The 24,148-nt window shown below is 62.9% G+C and carries 22 protein-coding genes, 1 tRNA gene and 2 pseudogenes; 7 read left to right on the plus strand and 18 right to left on the minus strand.

Annotation, left to right across the window (positions count from 1 at the left end; translation table 11 throughout):
• Positions 1–37: 37 nt before the first annotated feature.
• Complete coding sequence (locus ILP86_RS18425) at positions 38–712, minus strand: haloacid dehalogenase type II (protein WP_193762605.1); 675 nt, start codon at positions 710–712, stop codon at positions 38–40.
• Positions 713–998: 286 nt separating this feature from the next.
• Between ILP86_RS18425 and ILP86_RS20045 the strand changes: the two genes are divergently transcribed.
• Entirely contained in the window at positions 999–1,394 is a 396-nt protein-coding gene (locus ILP86_RS20045; RefSeq protein WP_350502259.1) for a replication initiator, read from the plus strand.
• A 1,090-nt stretch (positions 1,395–2,484) separates the two neighbouring features.
• On the opposite strand, the gene ILP86_RS18430 is transcribed toward ILP86_RS20045, so the two are convergent.
• A complete protein-coding gene (locus ILP86_RS18430; RefSeq protein ID WP_193762606.1) occupies positions 2,485–3,216 on the minus strand; it encodes a hypothetical protein in 732 nt (243 codons plus the stop codon).
• Between the two features lie 101 nt (positions 3,217–3,317).
• Positions 3,318–3,671, minus strand: a complete 354-nt coding sequence (locus tag ILP86_RS18435) for a hypothetical protein (RefSeq protein ID WP_193762607.1) — start codon at positions 3,669–3,671, stop codon at positions 3,318–3,320.
• Positions 3,672–4,172: 501 nt separating this feature from the next.
• Between ILP86_RS18435 and ILP86_RS18440 the strand changes: the two genes are divergently transcribed.
• A complete protein-coding gene (locus ILP86_RS18440; RefSeq protein WP_193762608.1) occupies positions 4,173–4,478 on the plus strand; it encodes a hypothetical protein in 306 nt (101 codons plus the stop codon).
• A gap of 158 nt (positions 4,479–4,636) precedes the next feature.
• Here ILP86_RS18440 and ILP86_RS18445 read toward each other — a convergent pair.
• Positions 4,637–4,717 (minus strand) — tRNA-Ser (locus ILP86_RS18445).
• 477 nt (positions 4,718–5,194) lie between these two features.
• On the opposite strand from ILP86_RS18445, the pseudogene ILP86_RS18450 reads away from it, so the two are divergent.
• Positions 5,195–6,180 (plus strand): annotated as a pseudogene (locus ILP86_RS18450) (IS481 family transposase).
• A 113-nt stretch (positions 6,181–6,293) separates the two neighbouring features.
• Here ILP86_RS18450 and ILP86_RS19680 read toward each other — a convergent pair.
• The 8 genes from ILP86_RS19680 to ILP86_RS18490 form a co-directional block, all read right to left on the minus strand.
• Positions 6,294–6,644 carry a Glu/Leu/Phe/Val dehydrogenase dimerization domain-containing protein gene (locus ILP86_RS19680; protein WP_227751410.1) on the minus strand — a complete coding sequence of 117 codons (351 nt, stop codon included), beginning with the start codon at positions 6,642–6,644 and terminating at the stop codon, positions 6,294–6,296.
• A complete protein-coding gene (locus ILP86_RS18460; RefSeq protein ID WP_227751400.1) occupies positions 6,584–7,417 on the minus strand; it encodes an ABC transporter permease in 834 nt (277 codons plus the stop codon). The genes ILP86_RS19680 and ILP86_RS18460 overlap by 61 nt, the downstream gene beginning before the upstream one ends.
• 144 nt (positions 7,418–7,561) lie before the next feature.
• Positions 7,562–9,088, minus strand: coding sequence for a sugar ABC transporter ATP-binding protein (locus ILP86_RS18465; RefSeq protein WP_193762609.1), 1,527 nt, complete (start codon positions 9,086–9,088; stop codon positions 7,562–7,564).
• A 4-nt stretch (positions 9,089–9,092) separates the two neighbouring features.
• Positions 9,093–10,109 carry a sugar ABC transporter substrate-binding protein gene (locus ILP86_RS18470; RefSeq protein ID WP_308431977.1) on the minus strand — a complete coding sequence of 339 codons (1,017 nt, stop codon included), beginning with the start codon at positions 10,107–10,109 and terminating at the stop codon, positions 9,093–9,095.
• Positions 10,110–10,235: 126 nt separating this feature from the next.
• Positions 10,236–11,735: a CdaR family transcriptional regulator gene (locus tag ILP86_RS18475; RefSeq protein WP_193762611.1), complete on the minus strand. Its 1,500-nt coding sequence runs from the start codon at positions 11,733–11,735 to the stop codon at positions 10,236–10,238.
• Positions 11,736–11,835: 100 nt separating this feature from the next.
• Positions 11,836–12,846, minus strand: coding sequence for a dipeptidase (locus ILP86_RS18480; protein ID WP_193762612.1), 1,011 nt, complete (start codon positions 12,844–12,846; stop codon positions 11,836–11,838).
• Complete coding sequence (locus ILP86_RS19955; protein ID WP_248539689.1) at positions 12,843–14,399, minus strand: hydantoinase/oxoprolinase family protein; 1,557 nt, start codon at positions 14,397–14,399, stop codon at positions 12,843–12,845. The genes ILP86_RS18480 and ILP86_RS19955 overlap by 4 nt, the downstream gene beginning before the upstream one ends.
• Positions 14,396–15,469 (minus strand): DUF917 domain-containing protein, encoded by a 1,074-nt coding sequence (locus ILP86_RS18490; RefSeq protein WP_193762613.1) that lies wholly within the window; start codon positions 15,467–15,469, stop codon positions 14,396–14,398. Before ILP86_RS18490 ends, ILP86_RS19955 begins: the two co-directional genes overlap by 4 nt.
• 54 nt (positions 15,470–15,523) lie before the next feature.
• On the opposite strand from ILP86_RS18490, the gene ILP86_RS18495 reads away from it, so the two are divergent.
• The 4 genes from ILP86_RS18495 (at position 15,524) to ILP86_RS18510 (ending at position 19,074) form a co-directional block, all read left to right on the plus strand.
• A complete protein-coding gene (locus ILP86_RS18495) occupies positions 15,524–16,588 on the plus strand; it encodes an ornithine cyclodeaminase family protein (protein ID WP_227751402.1) in 1,065 nt (354 codons plus the stop codon).
• A complete protein-coding gene (locus tag ILP86_RS18500) occupies positions 16,585–17,859 on the plus strand; it encodes an FAD-dependent oxidoreductase (RefSeq protein ID WP_193762615.1) in 1,275 nt (424 codons plus the stop codon). The genes ILP86_RS18495 and ILP86_RS18500 overlap by 4 nt, the downstream gene beginning before the upstream one ends.
• Positions 17,837–18,238 carry a nuclear transport factor 2 family protein gene (locus ILP86_RS20050; protein ID WP_193762616.1) on the plus strand — a complete coding sequence of 134 codons (402 nt, stop codon included), beginning with the start codon at positions 17,837–17,839 and terminating at the stop codon, positions 18,236–18,238. The genes ILP86_RS18500 and ILP86_RS20050 overlap by 23 nt, the downstream gene beginning before the upstream one ends.
• Before the next feature lie 62 nt (positions 18,239–18,300).
• Positions 18,301–19,074, plus strand: a complete 774-nt coding sequence (locus ILP86_RS18510) for an aspartate/glutamate racemase family protein (protein WP_193762617.1) — start codon at positions 18,301–18,303, stop codon at positions 19,072–19,074.
• Between the two features lie 52 nt (positions 19,075–19,126).
• Here the strand turns inward: ILP86_RS18510 and ILP86_RS18515 are convergent.
• The 6 genes and pseudogenes from ILP86_RS18515 to ILP86_RS18540 all read right to left on the minus strand — a co-directional run bounded on the left by ILP86_RS18515 (position 19,127) and on the right by ILP86_RS18540 (position 24,013).
• A pseudogene (locus tag ILP86_RS18515) lies at positions 19,127–20,276 on the minus strand (IS3 family transposase).
• Between the two features lie 483 nt (positions 20,277–20,759).
• Positions 20,760–21,320: a recombinase family protein gene (locus ILP86_RS18520; protein ID WP_193762618.1), complete on the minus strand. Its 561-nt coding sequence runs from the start codon at positions 21,318–21,320 to the stop codon at positions 20,760–20,762.
• A 190-nt stretch (positions 21,321–21,510) separates the two neighbouring features.
• Positions 21,511–22,059: an RNA polymerase sigma factor gene (locus ILP86_RS18525; protein WP_308431978.1), complete on the minus strand. Its 549-nt coding sequence runs from the start codon at positions 22,057–22,059 to the stop codon at positions 21,511–21,513.
• Entirely contained in the window at positions 22,056–22,595 is a 540-nt protein-coding gene (locus ILP86_RS18530) for a hypothetical protein (RefSeq protein WP_227751403.1), read from the minus strand. The genes ILP86_RS18525 and ILP86_RS18530 overlap by 4 nt, the downstream gene beginning before the upstream one ends.
• Positions 22,596–22,805: 210 nt before the next feature.
• Entirely contained in the window at positions 22,806–23,216 is a 411-nt protein-coding gene (locus ILP86_RS18535) for a hypothetical protein (RefSeq protein ID WP_193762620.1), read from the minus strand.
• 116 nt (positions 23,217–23,332) lie between these two features.
• Complete coding sequence (locus ILP86_RS18540) at positions 23,333–24,013, minus strand: thioredoxin domain-containing protein (protein WP_193762621.1); 681 nt, start codon at positions 24,011–24,013, stop codon at positions 23,333–23,335.
• Positions 24,014–24,148: the final 135 nt, after the last annotated feature.

A 24,148-nucleotide genomic window follows, 5' to 3' on the forward strand; every position in this document is an offset into this window, starting at 1 on the left:
GTCGGGTCGGACACAGACACGAGACGATCCCGCCGCTTCAGCCCAACGCCTCCGCCAGCTCGGCCAGGCGGGGGAAGCGCCCGTCGAAGGCGTCGGTGTCCTCGGGCGGATCACCTGCCGGACGCGGTACGTACGCGGTCCTCATCCCCGCGGCTCCGGCGCCTCGGAGATCCCAGGCGTGTGCGGCGACCATGAGCACGCGCGTCGGGTCGCCGCCCGCCTCCTCCACCGCGAGCCGGTAGACCCGCGGGGAGGGCTTGTAAGCCTCGACGGCGTCCGCCGATAGCGCTCCGTGCCACGGCAGTCCGGCGTGCTCCCCGAGCGCGTGCAGCGACTCCGGGTTCGCGTTCGACAGCCCGAGCACACGGAAGCGGGCGGCGAGACGCTCGATGCCCTCGCGCGAATCCGGCCAGGCGGGAAGACGCTTCGCCGCGGTCGCGAGGCGATCGACGGTGGCGGCATCCGTGATCCCCGCGGTCTGCGCCACCAGTGTCGCCGCCTCGCGATCCAGGATCCCGGAGTCGACGTAGTCGCGCTCACCCCGTGCGATCCGGCGCTGCTCCCCGTCGATATGACGTTGCCAGACGGCGAGGAGTCCATCGGAATCACGGGGAGAGCCACCCGCCTCCTCGATGGCAGCGCGAAGCCCTCCGGGCTCATCGACCAGGGTGCCCAGCACATCGAAGACGATCGTGGTGATGTCGCGAAGCATGATTCGAGTCTGCCCCGACACGGGAGCCCAGGGGCCGGGAACGAGAAAACCCCCGCCGGAGCGGGGGTTCTTCTGCGGAGACAAGGGGATTTGAACCCCTGGTCCCCGTGAGGGGACTCCACCTTAGCAGTGCCACGGGAATCGCGCTGGCCGTGTAATCGTGCGGCTTCGCGCATCGGATGCACGCCAGTTCTCGGCGTGTGCGGCGGTGCGACTCCCCTGCTGCTCCCCTGGCCAACCGACTGGGATGTCGGATTCAGGTCTTGCAGATGCCTTCGCAGAAGCGATGCGGCGTTCGAATTGCGCTCGCCCCTATGAGGCTCAGCCTGGCGTATTCGTTCACTGTCAGTCGCGGCGTACGGCGGTGTGCCCGTGGTGCGCGGCACAATGTCGGGGTGATTGGCAGCGGCTCGCGCGTTCGGGCATGTACGACGCTGACGGGCAGCCGGTGAAGGGCTTCCGTTTCATCACGCTCAGCGCTCCCAGCTGTGGTGCTGTTCACAGAGTCCCGAAGCCGTGGGACAAAGCACGGCGACGATGTGAGTGTGGAACCATACACGCACCCTCCGGCGTCGATTTGCGCGGTCTCCCGATCGATCTGGACGGATACGACTACTGCAGCCAAGTGGCGTGGCACGGTTGCGCCTGCGGCAGCTGCGATACGGCGCATTGCATGGCCTGAAGTTGCCGACATGAAAAGGGTCGAGTTCGGACGGGGGCGGTGAGAACGGCGCCAGCCGCACGCGCAGCCGCTCCCGTCCCGCCCTGCGACCGCGAAGCGGTCGCCCTTGTTCATGGATGGGAATTTTCCGCGCTTCGCCCTACCAGTTGCCCCGCTTATCCCATCGCTGCTCAAGCACCTGGAGTTGGGACTGAGTTGCGATACTCGTGGTCCCTGTCGGTGCCCATCCAGAGTTTGCGACAAACGGGATCAGCGAATATCGGACGGCAGCCGGATGATGCCAAAGGTCAGGACATGTGGCTGAACCCACGAGGTGAATAATGTCCGCCAACCCTGGAACTGAGGCGCTGGACGCAACCAAAGCTCGTGCGTGAGCGACACCTCCTGCACGCACCGTCGCCAGTGCTCGCGGAATCCGTGCCTGACGGCTACGTGGGTACGCGATGCGCCCATATGGCGACGCCTGCGCAACACTCAAAGTGGAACTTGCGCTACTCGGGTCGTTCGTCTCTGCGAGAACGCTGCACCAAAGATGTCCGTCACAGATATTGTGCGACTCCACATCACCGCCAACAGCGCGAAGCGCGCCTTCGGCAAGTTGGACAACGAAGTCCTGTCGGCTAGCTCGTTCTGCGTCGCTAAGAGAGACGCTCGCCCGGGCGACTGTGACGAACGCGGCGTGAACCGCCTCGTCAACGAGAAGCGTCTCAACCCAGGTCGCGCCTCGTCGTTGATTTAGATCGATCTGCGGGAGGTCGTCGGGCACCTTGCGTCGCGTAGGCGTAGCCGCGTCGCGCAAGCCGGAGTGAAATCCACCGTAGATGCCCTCGAGGTCACTGAGTAGCTGACCGATGTTGTTCACACCACTCGGAGTGCAAGAAACGGCTCGCTTGATGAGATCAAGCTGATGGCCCGCGCCGTGGCAGAAACAGTTGCAACTTGACAGTCGCGCACTTTCGCATGCGTGATTATGCTCTGGAAGTAGTTGTGCCGCCGGTGACATACAAACTCCTTTTGACAGCATCTTCGCCGCCTTCTACGCACAGCATATCGACGGTACTGGCGCGGGTGTCGCAGATGCTAGGCACTTCTACTCGACGGGTGGCTGCTCCTCCGAAACCTCGGCCTCAACATTGTGGAGCCTCGACCATGCTTCGAGCCCTCGTTGACCACAGTCGCAATTTTGCAAGTACGCACCGTTACGGATTTCCTCAGGAGCGGACTTAGCCGCGGGGGTCTCCCGATTTCTCACCTTCGCACCGAGCCTCGACGTCGATAGCCGCAACCTCCAACTTGGATGAGTCAGCCACTGGCCGGTGCCCCAGATCGACAGCGCGCTCTGCACTCGCCGCACTCGGCGCTGATACAGGCTGTCTGCCCGTTCGTACCGCTCGTCGTTCCACTGATCGCGCTCCTCGTTATAGTGAAACCAAGCATGGAGAACGCTGAACTCGTGCTGGAGCGTGAAATGCCAGTCGTACAACCACTGTCGCGCCCAAGCGCTCCTCCGGGGCTGAAGCATCATGAGGTCGACTGACTCTTGCACGGCCCAGTTGATCGTGTGCATGTCGTAGTAGTGTGCCGTAGCTCCGTATGGAGGAACCAAGCGCATAAACGCAACTTGCGGGCCGTCACTCGAAACCCACTCGTCACCGACGCCAAATACCGTCTGCAGCTTAAGCTTGACCCACTCTTGGCGTGCATCGACGGCGCGATCGTTACGTGCAAAGACGCGCTGCATAATCGGCCCGACGATTGCGCCTATCACGCCGGAGAGCGCACCAACGAGGACGACCACCCACAACGGCCCACTTGCGCTCACGGTACTCACCCTAGCGCTGCACTTCGCCAGCGCCACGGCCCGAGCAAGCAGGGTACTGGTCAAGCCTTATCGTCCCGCGAAGCGAGTGGTTGCGGGTCAGGTCACTCAGCCCGATAGCGACCGTCGAGCGCGATCGTATGAAGACGCCAGCGTGACAGCGTGCTCTTGCCAGTGTTCAACCTTGTTGCGGCTTCGAGCAGGGTGTACTTCTGATCACGCATCGCGTACGCAGCCACGATTCGCGTGTACGCATCCAGTTCTGTCTGCAAATTTCCCAGGGCACCGAGGAGTTCATCAAGTTGCTCAGACTCTTGGAGCTCATGCACCTTCACCCGTCCACGATCAGCCGTAAAGTGCGTGCGGGTGCCTTCCCGATCAAGCCTTTGGGAATCGGAGCGCGTCGGTTGTACCCAGCCGCCGCAGTCCTCTCGCTTGCCGGGGTCGACATTGAGCATTGAGCGGAGGGAGACGGCCTCCGGGGTACGTTGGCGTGTCCGGCTTCACTCCGGAGGCCGTGTCGTTGCGGATAAGTCGTTCTCCACGAAACGGGCTGCCGAGTCCTGGGAGCGCCAGCAGAAGGAAGCGTTGCACGGTGGCGGGTTCGTGTCACCGCAACGAGCCAAGACCCCGGTATCTGAAGTTGCGGCTGCGTTCCTCGAAGCTCGTTCAGGCCAGGTCGCCCCACACACTCTGCGCACGGATCGAGACGACCTCGCCCCCCGAAGTTTGCCGCTCGTCCTATCGGGGCAGTGTCTAAAGCAGATGTGCTCTCCCTGCTCACTGATCTGTTGGGCAGCCGTGCTCACTCGACGGTCTCGCGGACGAGGACGACCCTCTCTGCGCTCTGGTCGTGGGCTGTTCGGCAGCGTCTTACGCCGTCGAATCCGGTGCGTGGAGTACGGATGCCGTCCGGGGCTGTCCAAGCTAACGAGGGCGCTCCGCGGACGGCATCGATTTTGGCTCGCATACTCGCCACTCAGCGAGAGCGGTCGCCGCATGGTGCGCTCATTACCGAGTGGCTGAGCCTTTCGGGGCTGCGCTGGTCTGAGCTGCGGGCGCTGCGGGTCGGAGACCTGGCAACGAGCGCGACGGGCCTGCAACTGCGTGGCACCTACTTCCGTCGGGCGGTCGCCTGGACGACGACCTCGCCTGAGCACACGATCCACGATCTCCGGCACTTCGCCGCGAGCACGTGGCTCCGACAGGGCATCCCGATCAACCAGGTTGCGGCGTGGTTAGGCGACGATCCGCGCACCGTTTGAAGGTCTACGCGCACGTACTCGGAGAGGCGCAAGACATCAAAGCGCTGCACCGCTTGAACTCGCCGCTCCCCTCACACTCCCCTGAGAACGCGTCAAACCCGATTCGCAGGAAGGAGGATAGAACCTCGTAAAAAGGGCTCTGACCAGGGAATCTACCGCGGAGACGAGGGGATTTGAACCCCTGGTCCCCGTGAGGGGACTCCACCTTAGCAGGGTGATCCTGACGAAATTGCGGCTCCGAGACGCTGGACCTGATCAGCCGAGGAAGCTCCTGCTCTTGGCGGATGAACAGGGGTTCTCAGGATGCACGTGAGGCACTTCCGGCACGCGAGAGATCATCTGAAACAGTATCCTCGCGATGCCCGGGGACACCTGGGGGACACCTGGCGCCGCTCGGATCAGCGTGCTTGTCGCGGATTCGAGGCCTAGCTCACCGCGTCCGCCATCAAGGCGTGGGCCCGTCACCGCCTCTACAATGCGAAACCCGCGAGGACTGCGACGGGGCACGAAGTGCGGGTGAGGATCACCCAAAAGAAGTCGCCACTCCATCGGCGCCTTCAATTTCTTCGGCGGGCGTGAAGACCCGAGCGGGGCCGACTAGATGTGATGTCCAGGGACGTTGTTGTGTGAATCGCGTGTGATCTGCGGATAGCGAAGGCCTCCTGTTGCGAGATTGGAGCTGTCTAGGAACCACTTTCCGGACTCAGGAGGCCTTCATGTCCCACGCCCATGCTGCTCTCACTCCGCGCGCTCGTCTCCGGCTTGCGAAGCTCGTCGTTGAGGATCGGTGGCCGGCAACGGTCGCGGCGAAGATGTTTATGGTCTCGCCGATCACGGCGCGCAAATGGGCGCATCGTTATCGCGCCGAGGGGGCGGCCGGAATGGTCGACCGTTCCAGTCGGCCCCGGTCGATGCCGACGAAGACGTCGCCAGAGATCGTGAAGCGGATCCTGCGAGTGCGATGGCGCAGACGGTTCGGCCCGGCTCAGATCGCGGGAGAGTGGGTATCCCGGCTTCGACCGTTCATGCGGTGCTGACTCGGTGCCGCATCAACCGGCTCTCGCATATCGACCGGGTCACGGGCGAGCCGATCCGTCGCTACGAACACGACTATCCCGGGTCAATGATCCACGTTGACGTGACGAAGTTCGGCAACATCCCTGACGCGGGCGGTTGGCGTTACGTCGGCAAGTCGCAGGGCGATCGCAACCGGGCGAATACCAAGACGCGCGGCGGGAATCGTCGCGCACCATTGTTGGGCACCGCTTTCCTGCACACCGTGATCGATGACCACTCCCGGGTCGCTTACGTCGAGATCTGTCAGGACGAGAAGGGCGCCACCGCGGTCGGTGTTCTCCAACGCGCGGTCACCTGGTTCGCTGATCGCGGGGTCACCGTCGAACGCGTCCTCTCCGACAACGGATCGGCGTATCGCTCGTTCGCCTGGCGCGACGCTTGCGCTGAGCTCAGCATCAGCCCCCAACGCACCCGCCCCTACCGACCGCAGACGAACGGCAAGATCGAGCGATTCCACCGCACCCTCGCCGACGGATGGGCCTATGCACGTTTCTACGAATCGGAGACCGAACGACGCGCTGCCCTACCCGACTGGATCCACTTCTACAATCATCACAGGCACCACTCCACCATCGGAGCCCCACCCCTCAGCAGGCTCAACAACCCGCCTGGACATCACAGCTAGATCTCCCCCGACGGCGCCCAGCCCTTGAACGATCAACCGCCGCCCCTTGAGGCTCGAGTACCCGAGCCTGGAGGCAGTGGCGAGGATAGTAGCGAAGACGCCACGGGCGGTGTTCAGCGCTTGACCCGAGCGATGACAGATTTTCCTCCGCCCATGGGCAGTCCCGCCACGGCCATCTTCAGGGTCGTTGCTCCTGCCAGCCGGCCAGCATCAATCAATGCATCCGCGGGGTTCGTGTACACGACAGCACGCGTGCCGCCCGCGGCCGGTCCGAGTCGGGTCGAGTCGATCCGGACGAAGAAGTGCGCGCCGGTCTCCGGGTCAAATCGCGCGACTGTCGTGTCGCCGCCCCAAGTGAGTGCCTCGTCCCACTTCTCTGTCCGTGCTTCGCTATGCGTTCCTGCTATCCGGCCTTTCCGCGTCGAGTCACAGCGTCGATTCCGACTGCGAGGAGAATCACGCAGCCGAGGATGATGCGCTGGATGATCGGATCCACCTGGTTCAGGTTGAACCCGTTGTTGAGGAGCGCGATGAACACGACGCCCACCACGGTTCGCCATACAGCACCCGATCCGCCTGCGATTGACGTGCCACCGACGACGACGGCAGCGATCACGCCGAACGCGAAGGTGAAGTCATCGGACGCCTGCGCGCTCGCGCTTCGAGACGCGTTTAGCACCCCGGCGAACCCTGCCGCTCCTCCCGCGAGCAGGAAAGTCGATGCGACGATCCATCCTGCCCTCACCCCAGAGAGCCGTGCCGCCTCGGGGTTCGCGCCAGTGGCGTAGACGTATCGCCCGTATCGGGTGCGAGCCAGAAGCACCCAGAAGACCGCCACCGCCAGGAGCGCGAACCATGTCGCGGAGGTGAGCCCGAGGATGCGGGTCATTGCCAGCCCGCGGAAGTCGGGGTCTGTCGGGACGACAATCGACTGTCCGCTGACAAGGTATCCGACACCGAAGATGATGAAGGAAGTCGCGAGCGTGGCGATGAAGGAGTTGATGTTGAACCGGACGACGACGATCGCGTTCACCACACCGCAGACGATTCCGAATGCGATGCCGCCGAGGACGGCGAGCCAAATCGACCCCGTGGCGATCTGAAGCTGGATGCCAACGATAGGTGCAGCGACGTAGACGGCGGAAAGGCTGATGTCGAAGCTGCCGGCGATCATGAGGAGAGTGAAAGGCACGGCCACGATGAGCACCGTCGCCTGCTGGGCGAGAATGTTCGTCAAGTTCTGGGGGGTGAGGAATCCTTGAGTGGACACAGCAAGAAGAACGAAGAGCGCCAGCGTCACCCAGACAATGGCGTACCTCGAGAGATAGCGGCGAATCTGAGCCCCGCGTGGTGAAGTCTGCGCCTCGATCGTGGTCACGGGTTATTCCTTTCCTTGAGGGTGCTGCATGAGGCCATCCGAGCCGAAGGCGAGTAGGGCGATGGCGTGTTCTGTCACGTCATCCCCTGCGAGGGTTCCGACAATCTCTCCCTGCCGCATCACCGCGACGCGGTGCGCGATGCCGATCACTTCCTCCATCTCGGAAGACACGACCAGCACCGCCATTCCTTCTTGAGCGAGTCGGACTATGAGGTCGTAGATCTGTCGCTTCGCACCGACGTCGACCCCACGGGTGGGTTCATCGATGATCAACAGGCGCGGCCGGGTCAGGAGCGACTTCGCGAACATTGTCTTCTGCTGGTTTCCGCCAGAAAGAAGCCCGACGGGGTCCGTAGCGTTGCGCATGCGGACGTCCACTTCGGCGAGCCGCTCAGATACAGCCGCCCGCTCACGTCCGGTCCGGACGAACCCACCTCTGCTGAACTTCTTCAGCGACGCCAACGACACATTGTCCGAGATCGAGAAGCTGAGGAACAGGCCCTCGAGTTTTCGGGACTCTGGAAGCAGTGCGATTCCCCGTTCAACAGACCGCCACGGCTTCCGGCGGAGGTACGGCGACCCGTCGAGGAGCACCGTGCCGGATGTCGATCGATCAGCGCCGAAGAGTGCTCGGACGACTTCAGTGCGCCCTGATCCCACCAGTCCCGTAAGGGCGACAATCTCGCCAGGGGAAACCTGCAGGGAGACATCGTGAAAACCGCGACCGCTGAGACCGGACACTTCGAGCATCGTGCGGCCGCCGCCTTCCGGGTATTGCTTTGATGGGAAGGCCGCAGCCAAAGGTCGACCGATCATGCTCTCGATGAGGGTCTGGGGGCTTTCTACAGCGGCTGCTCCCGAGCGGATGACTCGGCCATCGCGGAGAACCGTGATGTCGTCGGCGATGTCGAGCACCTCTTCAAGGAAGTGCGACACGTAGACAATCGTGGCACCGGCATCTCTCAGCTGCTTCACGATGCGGCGTAACGCGAACGCCTCGTGCGTCGCCAGTCTGGCTGTGGGCTCGTCCATCACGATCAGCGATGATCCCCGCGCGAGCGCGCGCAGGATTTCAACCTTCTGCTGGTCAGCAATGGACAGGTCGCCGACGTAGGCAAAAGGGTCGACGAAGATGCCGCTATCTTCGGTGAGCGTCGCGTAGCGAGACCGCAACGCTCGGGTCCGCACGAAAGGACCGATATGCGGCTCGGTACCGAGGTAGACGTTCTCGATGACCGAGCGGGTTGGAACGAGTGCGAGCTCCTGAGCGACGATCGTAATGCCGTGCCGCAGTGCGTCTCGGGGCGTAGAGAACGAGACGCGGACTCCATCGATCTCGATGGTTCCCTGGTCCTCGCCGTGAACGCCTGCGATCACCTTGCCGAGGGTGGACTTGCCCGCGCCGTTTTCTCCAACCAACGCATGTACCGTGCCCCGCCGGATGGTGACGGCGATGTCACGAAGAGCGTGAACGCCATCAAACGACTTGGCGATGTTCGTGAGGTTAAGGAACGGCGCGGGCGTAGTCATCTTCTCAGCCCTTCCACTGTGCGGTGAAGTCGGCGACGTTGTCGGACGTGATCAGTCCGCCACCAGGGAGGTCCTCGACCGCGTCGATGCCACCTGTCTTCTTGGAGTCGCGGATGGCCGCGACCATTGCTTCGATCGCGAAGCGTCCCTCATCGGCGGGAGCGAGGGCGATCGTCCCGAACCACGTGCCGTCCTTGATGCCGGCGATGGCGGGCTCCGAGCCACCGACACCGATGAGCTTGACCGAGGACATGCCGGCGTCAGCGAGCGCCAGCTGCGCTCCCTTGACCTGCTGGTCCCCGCTGCCCACCAGCACATCGAACTCCGGGGTCGCCTGAATCACGTCCTGAGTCGCTTTGAGCGGCTCGTCGGTGCCAAGGAACCCGCCCTCGGGCTCCGCCACGATCTCCACGTTCTTCGCATCGTCGACCGACGAGTCGAAGCCCGCCCGCACAGCATTGTCGAATGCTGTGCCCTTGAGTCCGAACATGTACACGACCCGGCACGGATCGATGTCGGCGCATGCGTCGGCCGTCAACTGGCCAAGCCGTTCGCCGGTGATCTCCGGAGGCGACACGACAGATGCGGCCACTCCGTCAACCTGCGGATCCGCGGTGTCGAACCTGTCTCCGACGATCTGGTTGAGCACGACGACCTCGAGACCCGCGTCCAAGGCTTCCTGGACGGCCGGGACCATGCCGGCGCCATCGAGCGCCGTCAAGATCACGCCCTGGTATTGCCCGGACGAGATGACGTCCTGGATCTGATTGGCCTGCACTCCCGCGTCGAACTTCGCATCGAAGTCCGTGATCTCCACGTTTTCCTCATCGGCGTAGTCCGCCATCGCGTCGCGGGCCGAAGCCAAGTAGGTGTTCGCCGCGCTCACGTTGAGAAACGCGACGCGAACCTGCTCCTCTCCACCAGACTCGGGCGCATTCGCTGAACAGGCAGTGAGTGCGATGAGAAGGGGAACCGCGGCTGCGGAAACCCACCTCATCCTTTTCTTCGAAAACGACATCATCACTCCTCGGGTGCGGTGCGGGATCGGGATACCCCACGTGAGGAGGAGATTACGAGTGCCTAGACACGCAACACAGGGGCTGCATGCTCAGTTCTTGCGAAGGCTCAGTGCTAAGTGCACAACGTGCTAGAAGGAATCGAGTCTGATGATGCGACACGCCAGCTGAACAGCAAGACGCTGATCCGGGTCGGTCAGGTCGGCGACGAGCAGATCCTGAACACGCGTGAGCCGATTCATCACGGTGTTGCGGTGAAGGCCCAGGGACTCCGCCGTCAGCGTCGGTGAAGACTGAGAATCCAAGTAGCTCTCCAGCGTCTCCATCAGGACTCCGTGCGCATCGGCGTCGAGGATGGGTTTCAGAAGAGTACGCGCATATTCGGCGAACTCCTTCGACGAGTACCAGCCGAACAGGATCTGCTGCACCCCGAGCTCATCGATATGCTGCACGGCGACCCGATCACCACCGGTTTGCGCGATAGTGGCGGCTTCGTGCGCTTCAGCGAGGCTTCGACGCAACCCTGCAAGGCCGAAATACGGTCGCCCGATCCCGGCGGCAACCTTCATGTCCTCGTGTTCAGCAGCGATGGTGAGCAGAGCGCGACGCACACCAGCGATAAGTTTCGATCGCTGGCCGGCTGTCGGTTCCCGATCGGAGAAACCCCAGAGGGTCCACCCGTCTGCACGCTCGATGATGGCTCCATCGATACCGTTGCGCGAGAGCGCTGTCTTGAGCTCATCAGTGCGCGCGAGCACAAGGAGCTCGTTCCCCGATCCGATCGATTGAACATGGACGGCTGAGCACCATCCCTCGACCTTCCATCCCAGAACGCCGATCTGTCGCAGCACAGAGGGCTCTGTACCATCCGACGCGATCACCGCGTTCAGAGCGCCCAGTCTCACGCGGGCGTCTCGCTCCTGCGCGAGGCGGTCGGACAGAAGAGTCGCGACGAGGAACTGGCTTGCGATCTTGAGGATGCTTTCTGCCCCTCGCCGCCACGACGCCGTGGGACTGTCACGCTCGGCAACGAGCCAGAAGCTCGGGGCCTCGTTGATGGCGAGGACGACGGGCTGTATCGCTCGTGCGGTCTGTCCCAGAGATTGGATCGTGTAGACCGGGATGCGGTCTTTCGCGACAAGCGGAGGATCGATCTCGAGGCCGAGCACTGTCCGCCCCTCGAGTCCGACCAGAGCTGTTGTCGCATCCAAGATCGAGTCGACGACACGGAGCATCCCGGACGCGCCTTCGCGAGGGTTGACTCGACTGAGCGCTGTCACCGCATCGACGATGAGCGCAGCGAGCACGCGGTCAGGTTCGGTGATGATCTCTCTGAGGGAATCGACAACGATGAACGTGTCGAGATCCGTCTCGACAAGTGGAATCCCCAAACGGTTGGCAAGCCTTCGCGGGGCAAGGCCGATGTCCAACCCGGGGTTGGTGACGACGACCATGGACGCGGACGCCTCCGATGCCCACCGGAGAACGAGATCGAGGAAGTAGGTGTCCGTTCGCACACGCGAACCATCGATCACCACAGAGGCACCCGTCTGAATCAGAAAGACAGCTCTACCTTGAGGCGCGATCTGAACGTCGAGGACGCTCAGATCGACACCGGCATCGCCGGCCAACAGGGTCGCCTGGCTCAGCAACGGCAGCGCGAGGAGCTGGCGCACGGTGACGTTCTCAGAGGTACGGGGATCCTTCAACATGGCCGGATTCTCCCACGGGCTAGGGCAAGGCGGTCCTCATGAACGAGACGAGGTTCTCCCCCGCGACGGCCGTCGCAACGTTCGTACCAACCCGCTGGGTAAGTCGTGGGATGAACGTCTCGAAGTCCGCAGGCCGGCTCAAGCCATCCACCCAAGGGAGGTCGTCGATGGGCACGAGCAGCCCGCTCAGTATAGGGTCCACGATCTTCGCAACGTCCAACAGGAAGTCGGTGCCCATCCCGACTTGCGATGAACCGACTACCGCGACTGCATGTTCGACGTGATCAAGATACGAGTCCACATCTGGTCGATCCGAAAGGAACGGACCAAAGGCGTTCAGGCACAGGAGAGCCTGCTTGTCCCTCATCACCAGGAGCTGATCGTCGTGGAGGTTGCGCGGATGGGGCTGGAGGGTGGCGCAGGAGGAGTGCGATGCGATGAATGGCTTCTGAGCGATGTCAGCGAAGTGGTCGAACCCCGCCCTCGATAGGTGTGAGACGTCGACCACCATCCCCCGCTCCTCCATGAGGGCGATGGCTGAGACGCCGAGCGCGGTGAGCCGCCCCCCGGTGTCCGATTCGCCGACACCATCGGCCATCATCGTTCGGCGGTTCCAGGACAGCGAAGCCATTCGCACCCCGGACCTGTAGAAGGTGTCGATGAGTTCCAGACCTGACCCGATCGGTTCGGCACCTTCCAGTGCCAGGATCAAGGCGATCCTGCCGGAGGTGAGAGCGTCGTCCAACTCGCTCTTCGTCCGCACGAGAAGAACGTCGTCGGCGTGCTCATCCGCGAGGCGGTACGCCTCCTCGAGCAGGACCATCGCCCGCCGAAGTGCGCCCTCTCCGACGAACTGTTCCTCCGTGCAGATGGGTAGCACCTGGAGCCGGACGCCGCCGGCCCGCAGCTGGGGCAGGAATTCCGCACCGAACGGATCCGGATGGCCGCGCTCTCGCATGTGCCGCACCGCGAGAAGGAGGTCATTGTGAGCGTCCGCGATGATGGGGTCCCCCACGATCGGCTCGGTCATCGCAGCAATGGTCCTGCCGCCTTGACCTGAACACGGCATGCCTCACCGGGAACGTAGGTCAGGGGCACCTCATTGATGGAGGTGACACGTACTGCTGCGGGATCGGCACCTGCGCGCACGGCCGCGTCGACTGCTGCCCACCGGGCTTCTTCGAGGCTGGATTCGCGGCCCTGTTCGCCGTACCGGTAGACCTGGTCGATGCTCCCGGATGCCTCCGCGATCGCCGCACCGTATGCGTTTGCGACCGCGTGGTTGGGAGGACGCACCACTTCGCTCACGCCGGCAACCTCGTCGGGAACGAGATGTGATCCGCCGCCGACAGCGATGAGTGGAAGAACGTGCTTGCTCGCTTTCATCCGTTCGACCATGATCTCGATCTGGCTGTCGACCCATGCAAGCGCCTGACGAACCGTGTCCTCGGATACCGACTCCACGAGGGCCGGGTCGCCGAATCCTTGGAGTCTGCCTCCGCGCACGGAGATATCGGACAAGGTCAGAGTGGATCCGCCGCGCACGCGAGCATCTGTGGACACTCGGTAACCGACAGAATCCGGTCCCACCGTGACACCATCTGGGGTCTCGCCGATGAGGGAGCCGCCGCCCAGTCCGATCGAGATCAGGTCAGGCATGCGGAAGTTGGTGCGCACGCCTCCGACCTCGATGGCGGACGCCGATTCTCGGGGAAAGCCATCGACGAGGATTCCGACGTCGGCCGACGTGCCGCCGACATCGATCACCATCGCGTCGCTCAGCTGCGCCAGCGAGGACGCACCCCGCATCGAGTTGGTAGGCCCCGACCCGAGGGACAGAACAGGCAGTTGCACTGCCTCCTCCGCCGACATCAGCGTTCCGTCGTTCTGCGTCAAGAATGATTCGACGACGAGGGAGTTCTGTGTCAAAGCTGAGTCGAAGCCGCGGACAACTCCACGAGCAACGCCGAGAAGTGACGCATTGAGGATCGTGGCGTTTTCTCGTTCGAGGAGTCCCAGCGCCCCCACGCGGTGGCTGAGGCTGACCGCGAAGTCCGAGCCGAGCTCCTCGAAGAGGATCTCAGCCGCGCGGAGCTCGTGATCGTGGCTTGCCGGAGAGAACGGTGCTGAGATGGCGATGGCTTCGACGACTCCCGCCACCTCTCCCGCGAACGCGCGCACCGCGTTCTCGTCAAGGGGGGATATCTCCGAGCCGTCGTAATTGTTCCCGCCTCGAATGATCGAGACCGGCCCCATGATCGCTGCGAGGAGGTCGGCTGGCCACGCTGCTCCAGGTCGCACGCCGACCGTCGCTGGAGCTGCCAGGCGGAGGGTGCCCACTCGCTGCAAGGATCGACGCTGAATGACGGCGTTCGCGGGATGAGTCGTGCCAAGCATGGCTTGACCGATCCGGTGCTTGTCAACTCCGACGAGGACCTGCTCCAGCGCAGCGCGGATTCCGTCGAAGGGGTCCGGGGTCGTGGCTGCCTTGGTTGCTGCGACGACCGCCCCTTGGTTGTCGACGACGACCGCGTCCGTGTTCGTGCCGCCGACGTCGATTCCGATACGAAGGTCCTTGATCACTGTGCTTCTCCCTCGAATGCGATGTACTCGACGTCGTAGCCGAAAGCGCTCGGGCCCACGACTTCCAGCATTCCTTCACGATTCCATTCCGGCGCGCACGGCATCCCGATGACTCTCACCCGCTGGCCATAGGCGAGCTGCTCGGTCGTGATCGGCTCCGCCGTCTCATGATCGACCATGCAGATCAGGTCGGGCGGGGTGAGGACAGCGACCCCGTCTTCGATTGCGAGCAGCATCTCGTTCTGAATCTCGATGCGCATCGTGCTGGACCCGTTGGCGAATGCCTCGATGACGACGGTTCCCCGCGCGAAGCCTGATGTCGTCCGACGGTCGAGATCGACGATCTTCCCCTCGAAAAGCGTTCGCCCCCCGGTGAACGCATACAGGTCTTCCCACGATCCGGTCCCACCCTGGATCGCCCGAAGAAGCCTCCCGACTTCCGTGGCGTAGGTGAGAGATCCCTGAATCGCGACGGTTCGAGCCGTTCCCGCCGTCATCGAGTATGAGGCGAACGAGTTCGCAAGCCCAAGATTCATCGACGCGTTGCGGATGAGGGTCTCTGCGATTTGGTTGGTCTTGGATACCACGATCACGGTGTTGCCGTGCTCATCCGCCAGTGCCACGGGGGATGCCGAGATTCCGGCGAGAGTGAATACGGTCATCTCGATCTGTGGGAACGCTCGACGCATCCCATCCGCGTCGATGCATGGGAGTCCGAGTTCCGCGGCTACCATGAGCGGCACGAGCGTATTCATCCCCCCGACCTCGACGGGCAGGATCGCCGCGATTTCCTTTCCCAGGTACGATCCGAGAGCGCGCACGGCGTCCGCGTACAGCTGGCCGGAGGGGATCTTCTCGATGATGACGGTCGGAGCGCCGAGCACGCCGATGGTCACGACCAGCGCGTCCTCGGGCAGCTCGTCCGCGCTGATGAGCTTGATCGGACCGAAGTCATTGATCGCCTGATGCGCCATCAGCTTGGCTTGATAAGGATCTCCGCCACCACCATTCCCGAGCAGCGTCGCTCCCAGCGTGAGTGGATCCAGTTCTTCGAGGTCGATGAGTCTCACAGTTTGCCTTCCTTCGTGATGGGTTGACAGTAAAACCCGATCGATGAAACCCGAATGTGCAGACAGCTTTCATTTGCTGACCAGCATGTGCCATGCGCACATCTCGAGGGAGCCGCGGGGGTGAAAGATGGTGCTGTGCAAGCGACAGACAGTTCTATTCTCATCATCGGGCCTCACGACGTCGAACGACTTCTCACTGCAGAAGAGATCATTCAGACGCAGAAAGAGTGCTTCATAGCGCTCTCAGCTGGAACATCGCAGCTGGGTGAACGGGTACTGCTCACAGGCGCAGCCGGCTCCACGGCGTTCTCGTATGCCGCACGCACGACTCCCCACACTCCCCCCGTGAGTAAGTTCGGCGCGGTCGTGCCCGGCAACAAGGCCAGGGGCCTGCCGATGGTGTCCGCGATCGTGGTCGCCCTGGACGCTGACACCGGCCGCCCCGCTGCAATCATCGACGGAGAGGCTCTCACCAGCCGCCGCACGGTGGCGGCCTCCATCGTCGCCGCCCGCACGCTTGCAAACCGAAACCCCAAGGTCGCCGTGATTGGCCTCGGAACACAGGGGACGCTCCACGCGCACGCAGCGGTTGAGCATTTAGGGACCCGAGTCGTGTCTCTCTGGGATCCTCGACCGGCCAAGGCCGCCGCTCTTGCCAGCAAACTGCAGCAAAAATTCAGCGACATCGACGTCTTCTCTGCGCCCTCGCCCGCTGCGGCGGTGAGCGACGCGGATGTCGTCTTCCTCTGCACCAGCAGTTACGAGCCGGTGATCGCCAGCGGCTGGGTCAAAGCCGGCGCCACCATCATCAGCATCGGTGCCTTCGCCCCAGATCGACGTGAAGTGGCACGAGAGCTGATGGAAGAAGCCAGGCTGATTGTCGACCACCAGCCGACGGCGGTACGTCAGTGCGGTCAGATCGTCGATGCGGTATCCGCAGGTGTTGTTCGCGCCTCAGACGTCATCGAAATCGGGGCCGTTCTCGCGGGCCAGGTGGATGCGAGGGATGCCCGGGTCACGGTCTACAGCAGCGTTGGCGTCGGCGTCCAGGATGCCGCCGTCGTCACAGAGCTCCTGCAGCGTGCCGAACACGACCAGCTGCGGAGCATCAACTGGTGAGCGAGAGGCACGTAGTCGTCGTTGGCGCGGGCATCATCGGCCTCTCGTGCGCATTGCAGTTGCGTCGTCGAGGACACCACGTCACCGTATTCGATGCCGGCGAGATCGGCGCGGGAGCATCCGCCGGAAACGCCGGTTGGATCGTCCCGTCACTCTCCGCCCCAGTCGCAGCCCCGGGAGCACTCTCGTACGGTATGCGCTCTCTCTTCCACCGCTCCGGCGGATTCAGTATCCGCGCAACCCCCACGCCGTCGATGATGGCGTGGGGGTTGCGCTTCGCGCGCGCCACCCGGCGCTCCGACTTCGAGGCGGGTCTGGCCGCCACCGCTCGATTCGCCGTCGGCGCGGCCCGATCGTTTGCCGACCTCGAAAAGTCAGGCGTGACGACATCGATCCGATCGGATGGCATGCTGATCGTGTTTGACGATGAAGCTAAAGCCCGTCGCGCACTCCCCTCCTACTCACGCCTGAGTGAGTACGGAATCAACGTGGACGACTACGTCGTCAGCGCGAGCGAGCTCAAACACCTGGAACCCGGCCTCGGACGCTCGGCCAGATCGGGGATCTACTTCCCGGACGAACAGTATGTGGATCCGGAAGCGCTGTGCGCGGGGATTGCGAGTAGAGCCGTGCGGGAGGGAGTTATCATACGCACACATTCCCCCGTCGATCGGGTCACGCAAGCGCCACACCCTGAGGTGCTACTGAGGGACGGCACCACTATCGGCGACTCCATCGTCGTTCTCGCAGCAGGTACGGAGAGCACGAAGCTCGCGCGCGGACTGGGCTACAAGCTGCCGATGCAGGCGGGCAAAGGCTACAGCGTCCGCGTCCGACCTGAGGTGCCGCTCCGGCGCCCCGTTTACATCCCGGATGCAAAAGCCGCGCTCACTCCCACGGACAACGGACTTCGAATCGCCGGAGTCATGGAACTGGGCGGCCGTTCTCTCCGCATCGACGGTCGACGGCTGTCTCACATGCAACAGTCCGCGGAGAGCTATTTCGCCGAGGGCTTTCACCCTGGGGCGTCGCATAAATGGGCTGGCCTTCGTCCCGTCAGCGCCGACAGCCTGCCGGTGATCGGAGCGATCCCGAACACGCGGGACGCGTTCATCGCGACCGGTCACGCCATGTTGGGAGTCACACTCGGGCCTCTCACGGGCGAGTCGATCGCCGATCTGGTGTCCGGAGTACAACGACCTCTCATCGATGCGTTCTCACCCGCCCGCTTCTCGAAGGAACCTCACCATGACCAGGACACAAGTCACTGAACTCCTAGACAGATTCGCCCGTGGTTGGAAAGACCTCGACGGAGACCAGGTGACCTCGTGCTTCGTCGACTCGCCAGCGACGACGGTGATCGGCACAGATGAGGGTGAGCACTTCGAAGGGTGGCGGGCCTACGCGCAGTCGTGGCGAGCGGGACGCCCCACGCACGTGACCACGTTCTCCTGGGAGGACTCGCGCAGCATCGAAATCGCCGGGGATGTGGCCTGGGCTCACGGCGTCATCGACTTCGATATCACGTCGACAGACGCGCGAGCCGTCGGGCGGATGTGGATCACATGCGTCGCGCGTCGAGTGTCTTCCCGATGGCTCATCGCACACCTCCATGCGTCGTTCGCGGGTCCAGTGCAATCCGTCGAGTGAATAGCTCCAATACCGGACGACAAGCACAAGAAAAGCAAGTCCCGAGTCGTTAGCGTCAGTTCATGTCACGAATTCTCTGGATCAACCCCGTCGGAACATCCGCATATGACGCCCCGATGGGCGACGCACTGCGACCAGAAGGTCGTGAGACCACGAGAGTGGATGTCGCCTCCCTCCCGATGGACGGCCCGACGCATCTCGAGTTCAACGCATTCGAGATGGCGGTAGCGCCCGCCACGGCCGGGGCGATCCGATGGGCTCAACAGGAGGGCTATGACGCTGCCGTCATCGGATGCTTCTACGATCCAGGGCTCCGCGCCGCACGCGAGATATCCAAGAGCATGGCCGTCACAGCTCCCGCGGAAGCGTGCCTCCACATCGCGTCCACGCTCGGGGAAAACGTCTCCATCCTCGTCGGACGGCGCAAGTGGATACCCGAGATGCAAGAGAACGTCGAAAAGTACGGATTCACCCGAAGAGTGCGCGACTTCCGCGTCCTCGAGATGAGCGTGAACGAATTCCAGCAGGATCCAGCATTCACCGAGCAGCGGATTCTCGAAACCGCGCAAGCTGCTGTTGACGAAGGCGCCGACTGCGTCGTCCTCGGATGCACCGTCGAGTTCGGCTTCTACCGTCACGTGCAAGAGCAGATCGGCGTCCCAGTTATCGACGCGATCGTCGGCCCCCTTCGATACGCCGAGTTCCTCGCCGACCTCCGCGCCGACCAGGGTTGGTCGCACAGCAAGGCGGTCGGCTACGACACTCCCGCAGACGATGAACTCAGCCGATGGGTCCCCATCGTCGAGCCGATTATCAGCCGGGATCCTAGAGGCTAGTCAGACGCGGCGGGACTGCTGACGATCTGGTTGACTCGTCTTGTTTGGGTTTTCAGGCCGCGTGAGCGGCTTGTGCGTTGATTATCTCGAACTCGATGGGGGTGAGTCTGCCGAGGCGTCGTTGTCGCCTACGGCGGTGGTAGGTTCGCTCGATCCAGGTCACGATCTCGAGGCGGAGTTCTTGTCTCGAGTGCCACCTCTTCTTGTTGAGGACGTTCTTCTGCAGCAGCGCGAAGAACGACTCCATTGCGGCGTTGTCCGCGCATGCGCCGACGCGGCCCATCGATCCGGTGATCCCGCTCTGGCGGAGCAGCTCGACGAACTTCCGCGACCGGAACTGCGATCCGCGGTCCGAGTGCAAGGTCGTTCCGGTGGGCTCTCGCAGCGCGACGGCGTTGCGAAGCGCGGCGACTGCCAGCTCAGCCGTCATTCGTGAATCGAGCGAGTAGCCCACGATTCGGTTCGAGTGGACGTCTTTGATCGCGCAGAGATACAGCTTCCCCTCATCGGTCCAATGTTCGGTGATGTCGGTCAGCCACAGCTGGTCCGGCCTTGTCGCGGTGAAGTCGCGGAGCACGAGATCGTCATGCACCGGTGGTCCCGCTTTTCGGTTCAGGCCGCGCTTCTTCGAGAACACTGACCACAGCTTCTGCTCTGAGCACAGTCGCCACACGCGCCGCTCGGATGCTGCCAGGCCGGCCTCCGCTTCGATCTCGTCGGCGATGAACCGATACCCGAACGCCGGGTCGTCGCGGTGAAGATCGACGGCCGCGTTGGTGAGGTGAGCGTTGTCCCAGTCGCGTTGCGAGACGGGGTTCGCGCGCCACTGGAAGAAAGCTTGCTTGCTGAAGCCCAACACCCGGCAGGTCACCGCGACCGGAATTCGGTCAGCGGCAAGGTCACGGACCAGCGGGAACATCATTTGGGGAGTGACGCTTGCGACAGATACGCAGCCGCCCGGCGGAGGATCTCGTTCTCTGCTCGAGCAACCGGATGCGTTTGCGGGCTTCGCGAAGCTCGGTCGCGTCGGCCTGGGTCACGCCTGGCTTGATGCCGTCTTCGACATCCGCGATCTTGAGCCACCGTTGCAGACACGACTCCGAGACACCGAAGTCCTTCGCGATCCGGCTGATCGGGGCGTCGCCCCGACGCGCGACCGCGATGACGTCGTTTCGGAACTCTTTGGGGAATGCTTTCGGCACGATGACCATCCTTCCGTGAGAACCGAAATCCTCACAGCGTTGGAGTCAACCAGATCGTCAGCAGTCCCAGCTTGGTCACCTTGCCCGAAGGCGACTTGCAGTGCTTCGTCCCTAACCGGGTGGGCCCTCGCAGGTGAGGTTTCATCGACCATGAAGCTCACGGATGGCGCGCTCCCGAGTCGCGATCTGTCGAAGGTGCTGTCCAAAGCGCTCTGGAGGCCTTGGCCGATGCGAACAGCTCCTCCCACAAAATCGCTTGCTTGTCGAGGCGCAACCTCATATGCGTACGCCGAAATCATCGTGCCAGCCCCCACGGCTCCCCCTCTAGACGTCATAGTCGTATATTGACAATGGCACATCGATACGCGTTAGCAGCGTCTTGAAGCCCTGGTCACGGGGCGCGAGTCCTCGCTCGTCTCTGAGCGCGGCGGCATGTGGCTGGTAAACGGTGGGCTCCCGGCGCGCCTCGTGGCTGTAACGACTCTACGGACGGTAGAGGGCGCGCCGAACGCTAGATGCCCCGACTCCTAGTACGCGACCAATGCTCTCCCAGCTCTGATTCTCGGCGCGCATGCGCTCGGCGGTATTGATTCTTTCGGGCGTCATGACGCTCGGCCGGCCGCCGGTTCGTCCCTGGCCACGGGCATAGTCAAGGCCGCGCTGTGTATTGTCGCGAATCGTGTCGACGCGGAGCTGCGCGAATACGGCGACGATGCCGAAGAGCGCTCGACCCATCGGGGTCGTCGTGTCGATCATCGGCTCGGTGAGGCTAACGATGTTCACCTGGCGGGCGTCGAGATCTTGCAGCGTCTCGATCAGAATGCGCTCGCTGCCGGCGAGGCGGTCAAGGCGGCGCACTTTAAGGGTGTCCCCCGGTCGGAGGTAGTCGAGACAGGCGAGCCACTGGGGCCGGTCGGTGACGCGGCTGGACTCGCCGTGATCGACGAACACTCGTTCGCAGCTGGCGGCGCGCAGCTCGGCTTCTTGCGCCTCTGGGTTCTGGTCTCGCTTCGAGACGCGGGCGTATCCGACTACGTGTGCCATGCCGAAAACGGTAGCGCCCATGATTCGGTGCGTTTAGGTTTCGGCAGGGGGTTTCGGCGGATCAATCGTCGGCGTGTCGCGCATCTAGTTGTCGATGTCCGAAGTCGTCGGCACTTCTGTCCGAAGTCCTCAACACTCGTGCGCGTCAGCCGATCCCACATGGCGGGGAACCCGTCTCATACCCCATGGGCTATGAGACACCGCGGGTAGGTGAGACACCTACATCAGTTGAGGGGCCAATCGGGTCTAGAGATCGCGCGAGCTGGTGCCGAGCAGTCTGATATCGGGTTCGTGCGGTCGATGCGGAGATGCCGGTGATGCCGGCTGCGTCGGTGATGCTGAATCCGTCCCAGTGGATGAGGCCGATTAGTTCGCGCAGGTCCGGCGTCAGCCGGCTCACGGCGTCGCGTACCTCGATCGTGCGCTGGTCATCGTCGACTGGCGTGGAGGTGGTGAGATGGGCACGGAGCTTGTCTGCGAGCTTCCATCGTCGCTGTGCCGCCCGTTCCGCGTTCGCGAGGGTATTTCGTGCGATCCCGAACAGCCACATCCTCGCCTCAGTGGGCTCGTCGGGCATGGCATCGATACGGCGCCATGCTGTTGCCATCGTCTCTGACAGCAGATCGGCCGCCTCGGCGCCGCGAGCCCGGTACTCGAAGTATGCGAGGAGATCCGCGGCGTTCGTCGAGATGTTGTCGACACCGCGGGACTGACGTTCGTTCATGCGTCGACGACTCACGGTGCGTCCTCTCCACACAGAGACTGACCTCGGAGCGACATCGAATATTGCTCATCGGACTGGAAGAATCCTCGATCGACGAGTTCTTCATTCACGGTGTTGTTCACGGCTGTGCGCACTGCCATCCCGTAGATCACGTCCTCGATCGTGCTGTATCCGGGCAAACCGCTACTATTGTCAACCGTGGCCTGGGCGTACTCGAGGGCCGAGTCCTCAGTGAGTAGCCGCTCGTACCGCGCGGCGACATCCGACTCGGCGACGACGTCCGTCGTGGCGAAGATCTCTTGGACAGCACGCTGAATGTCGGGGTTCTCGGAATGGAGGTCGCCGACGCGTTGCTCGCACGTCATACCGCTGGGCAACGTGTACGTGAACGTTCCGTCGGGTGTTTGCGCCCATGGCTCCCACAGACCCGTTGCCATCGCGGCCGCACCGATGCCGAACACCGCGACGACCGGAATCCCTGCGGTTAGCGAGAGCCGCCAGGCGCGCTTGCGTACGATCGGACGCGCTGCCCCCCGCGTGGCGATCGTCATCGACGCCAGCTCGTCCTCCACCGCCGGGGTGATCTGCGTCGTCGGAGACGCGAGCCGCCGCAATACTTGGTCGAGCTCATCGTGATCTGTGGTGTCCATGTCAGTCCTTCCTCAAAGAAGCCTTCAACATGTACATGTCCAGCAAATCCCGAAACGTCTGTCCCTGCGTGGACCGATGCTGTGAGACACGGGGCGATAAAGGGGTTGGAGCTAGTCGAGCGTGAGAGATTCCGTCTCCGACCAGTCCTCGTAGCTCACTTCGACGACGATTGGGCTGACGGTGATTTCGCTCGGTAACTCTAACTCGTGCGTTGTCGGCGCCATATTGGCGGTGCACGGATCATTGGGTGACGCTTCAAACGTCACAGCGATGCGGTCGGCTCCCTCGACGGTGAGGGTGGTAGGGATGGGAGGGCAACTGCTACTGCCCCAGGTGACGATGGCGAACGTCTCATCGCGCTCGATCCACATGGCAGCGGATTCACCGTTCATCGGATCCAAGACGACGCCGTCGGGTAAACCGGGCTTCGTTTGAGCAACACCAGTAGGCCCGCTACAACCAGTCAACAGGCAGACGACCGCCAAGACGCCGAAGCTGACGTGCACGATGCGCATGTTCACCACAACCCAATCCTGGACGACGCTGCGTCGAAGGGCCACGATCGTTACGCCATCGAGCCCGGAAAAGGCTTGCGCTGCGATCTCACGGGGCGATCACCGCGCCATCAAAGCGCCTCTCAATCATTAAGGCGATTGAGAATGTCGGCGTCGACGTTGCCGGTGATGGGGACGTACTCTCCGTTGACGATGAGCGTGGGAGTGCCAGCACCTCCGCCTTCAGGATTCTCGGGAAGTTTCCCCGCCTGGTCGACAACGAATTCTCTGAACGTTCCGTCCTCGATGCATTCGGCCGCATCAGTTGCTCCGACGTCGGCCGCGAGCGATGACAACTGGTCATCGCTCAGCCCTTCTCCGGCGGGTTTCTCCGCGAAGAGCTGCTGAAAGAACGGCATCGTGGCTTCGGGTGCCGTTTCGGCCACGCAATACAGAGCGCTCCCCGAGCGCTCTGAGAATTCGGTTCGGGATGCGGCGTTGAGACCCGACAAGGCAACAGGTTGCAGCCGAAGACTAATCTCGCCATCTTCGAGCAGCGATTCAATGCTCGGGCCGTAGACGGCTTCGAAGTCTTGGCAGTGGGGGCAATAGAAATCGAACCAGATCGCCACTTCATCGGCCCCTTCGCCGACGGTGATCGCACCGGTCTCGGAGTCCACGAAATCGCTTTCGGGGACAGCTCCTGGCGATGTTGCCTGGCTATTCAGGAAGACGATCAAGCCGCCGAGCGCTATCAGCACAATGACGACCGTGATCGAGATCCAGACAGCGAACCAGTTCGTGCTCCTATGCGCAACGGCCATTGAATTCCATTCGTGTCGTGGATCTACGCCGAAGTCGCCAGGTGCTTTCACATCGCATTGGCGCCCATCGCATCCGACCCTGTCTACCAAAACTATGCGGTCTTTGTGAACTAACCAGCCCGAGAAATCGTCCAG

It is taken from the genome of Microbacterium sp. R1, from assembly GCF_015159725.1.
GTDB classification, from domain to species: Bacteria; Actinomycetota; Actinomycetes; order Actinomycetales; family Microbacteriaceae; genus Microbacterium; species Microbacterium oxydans.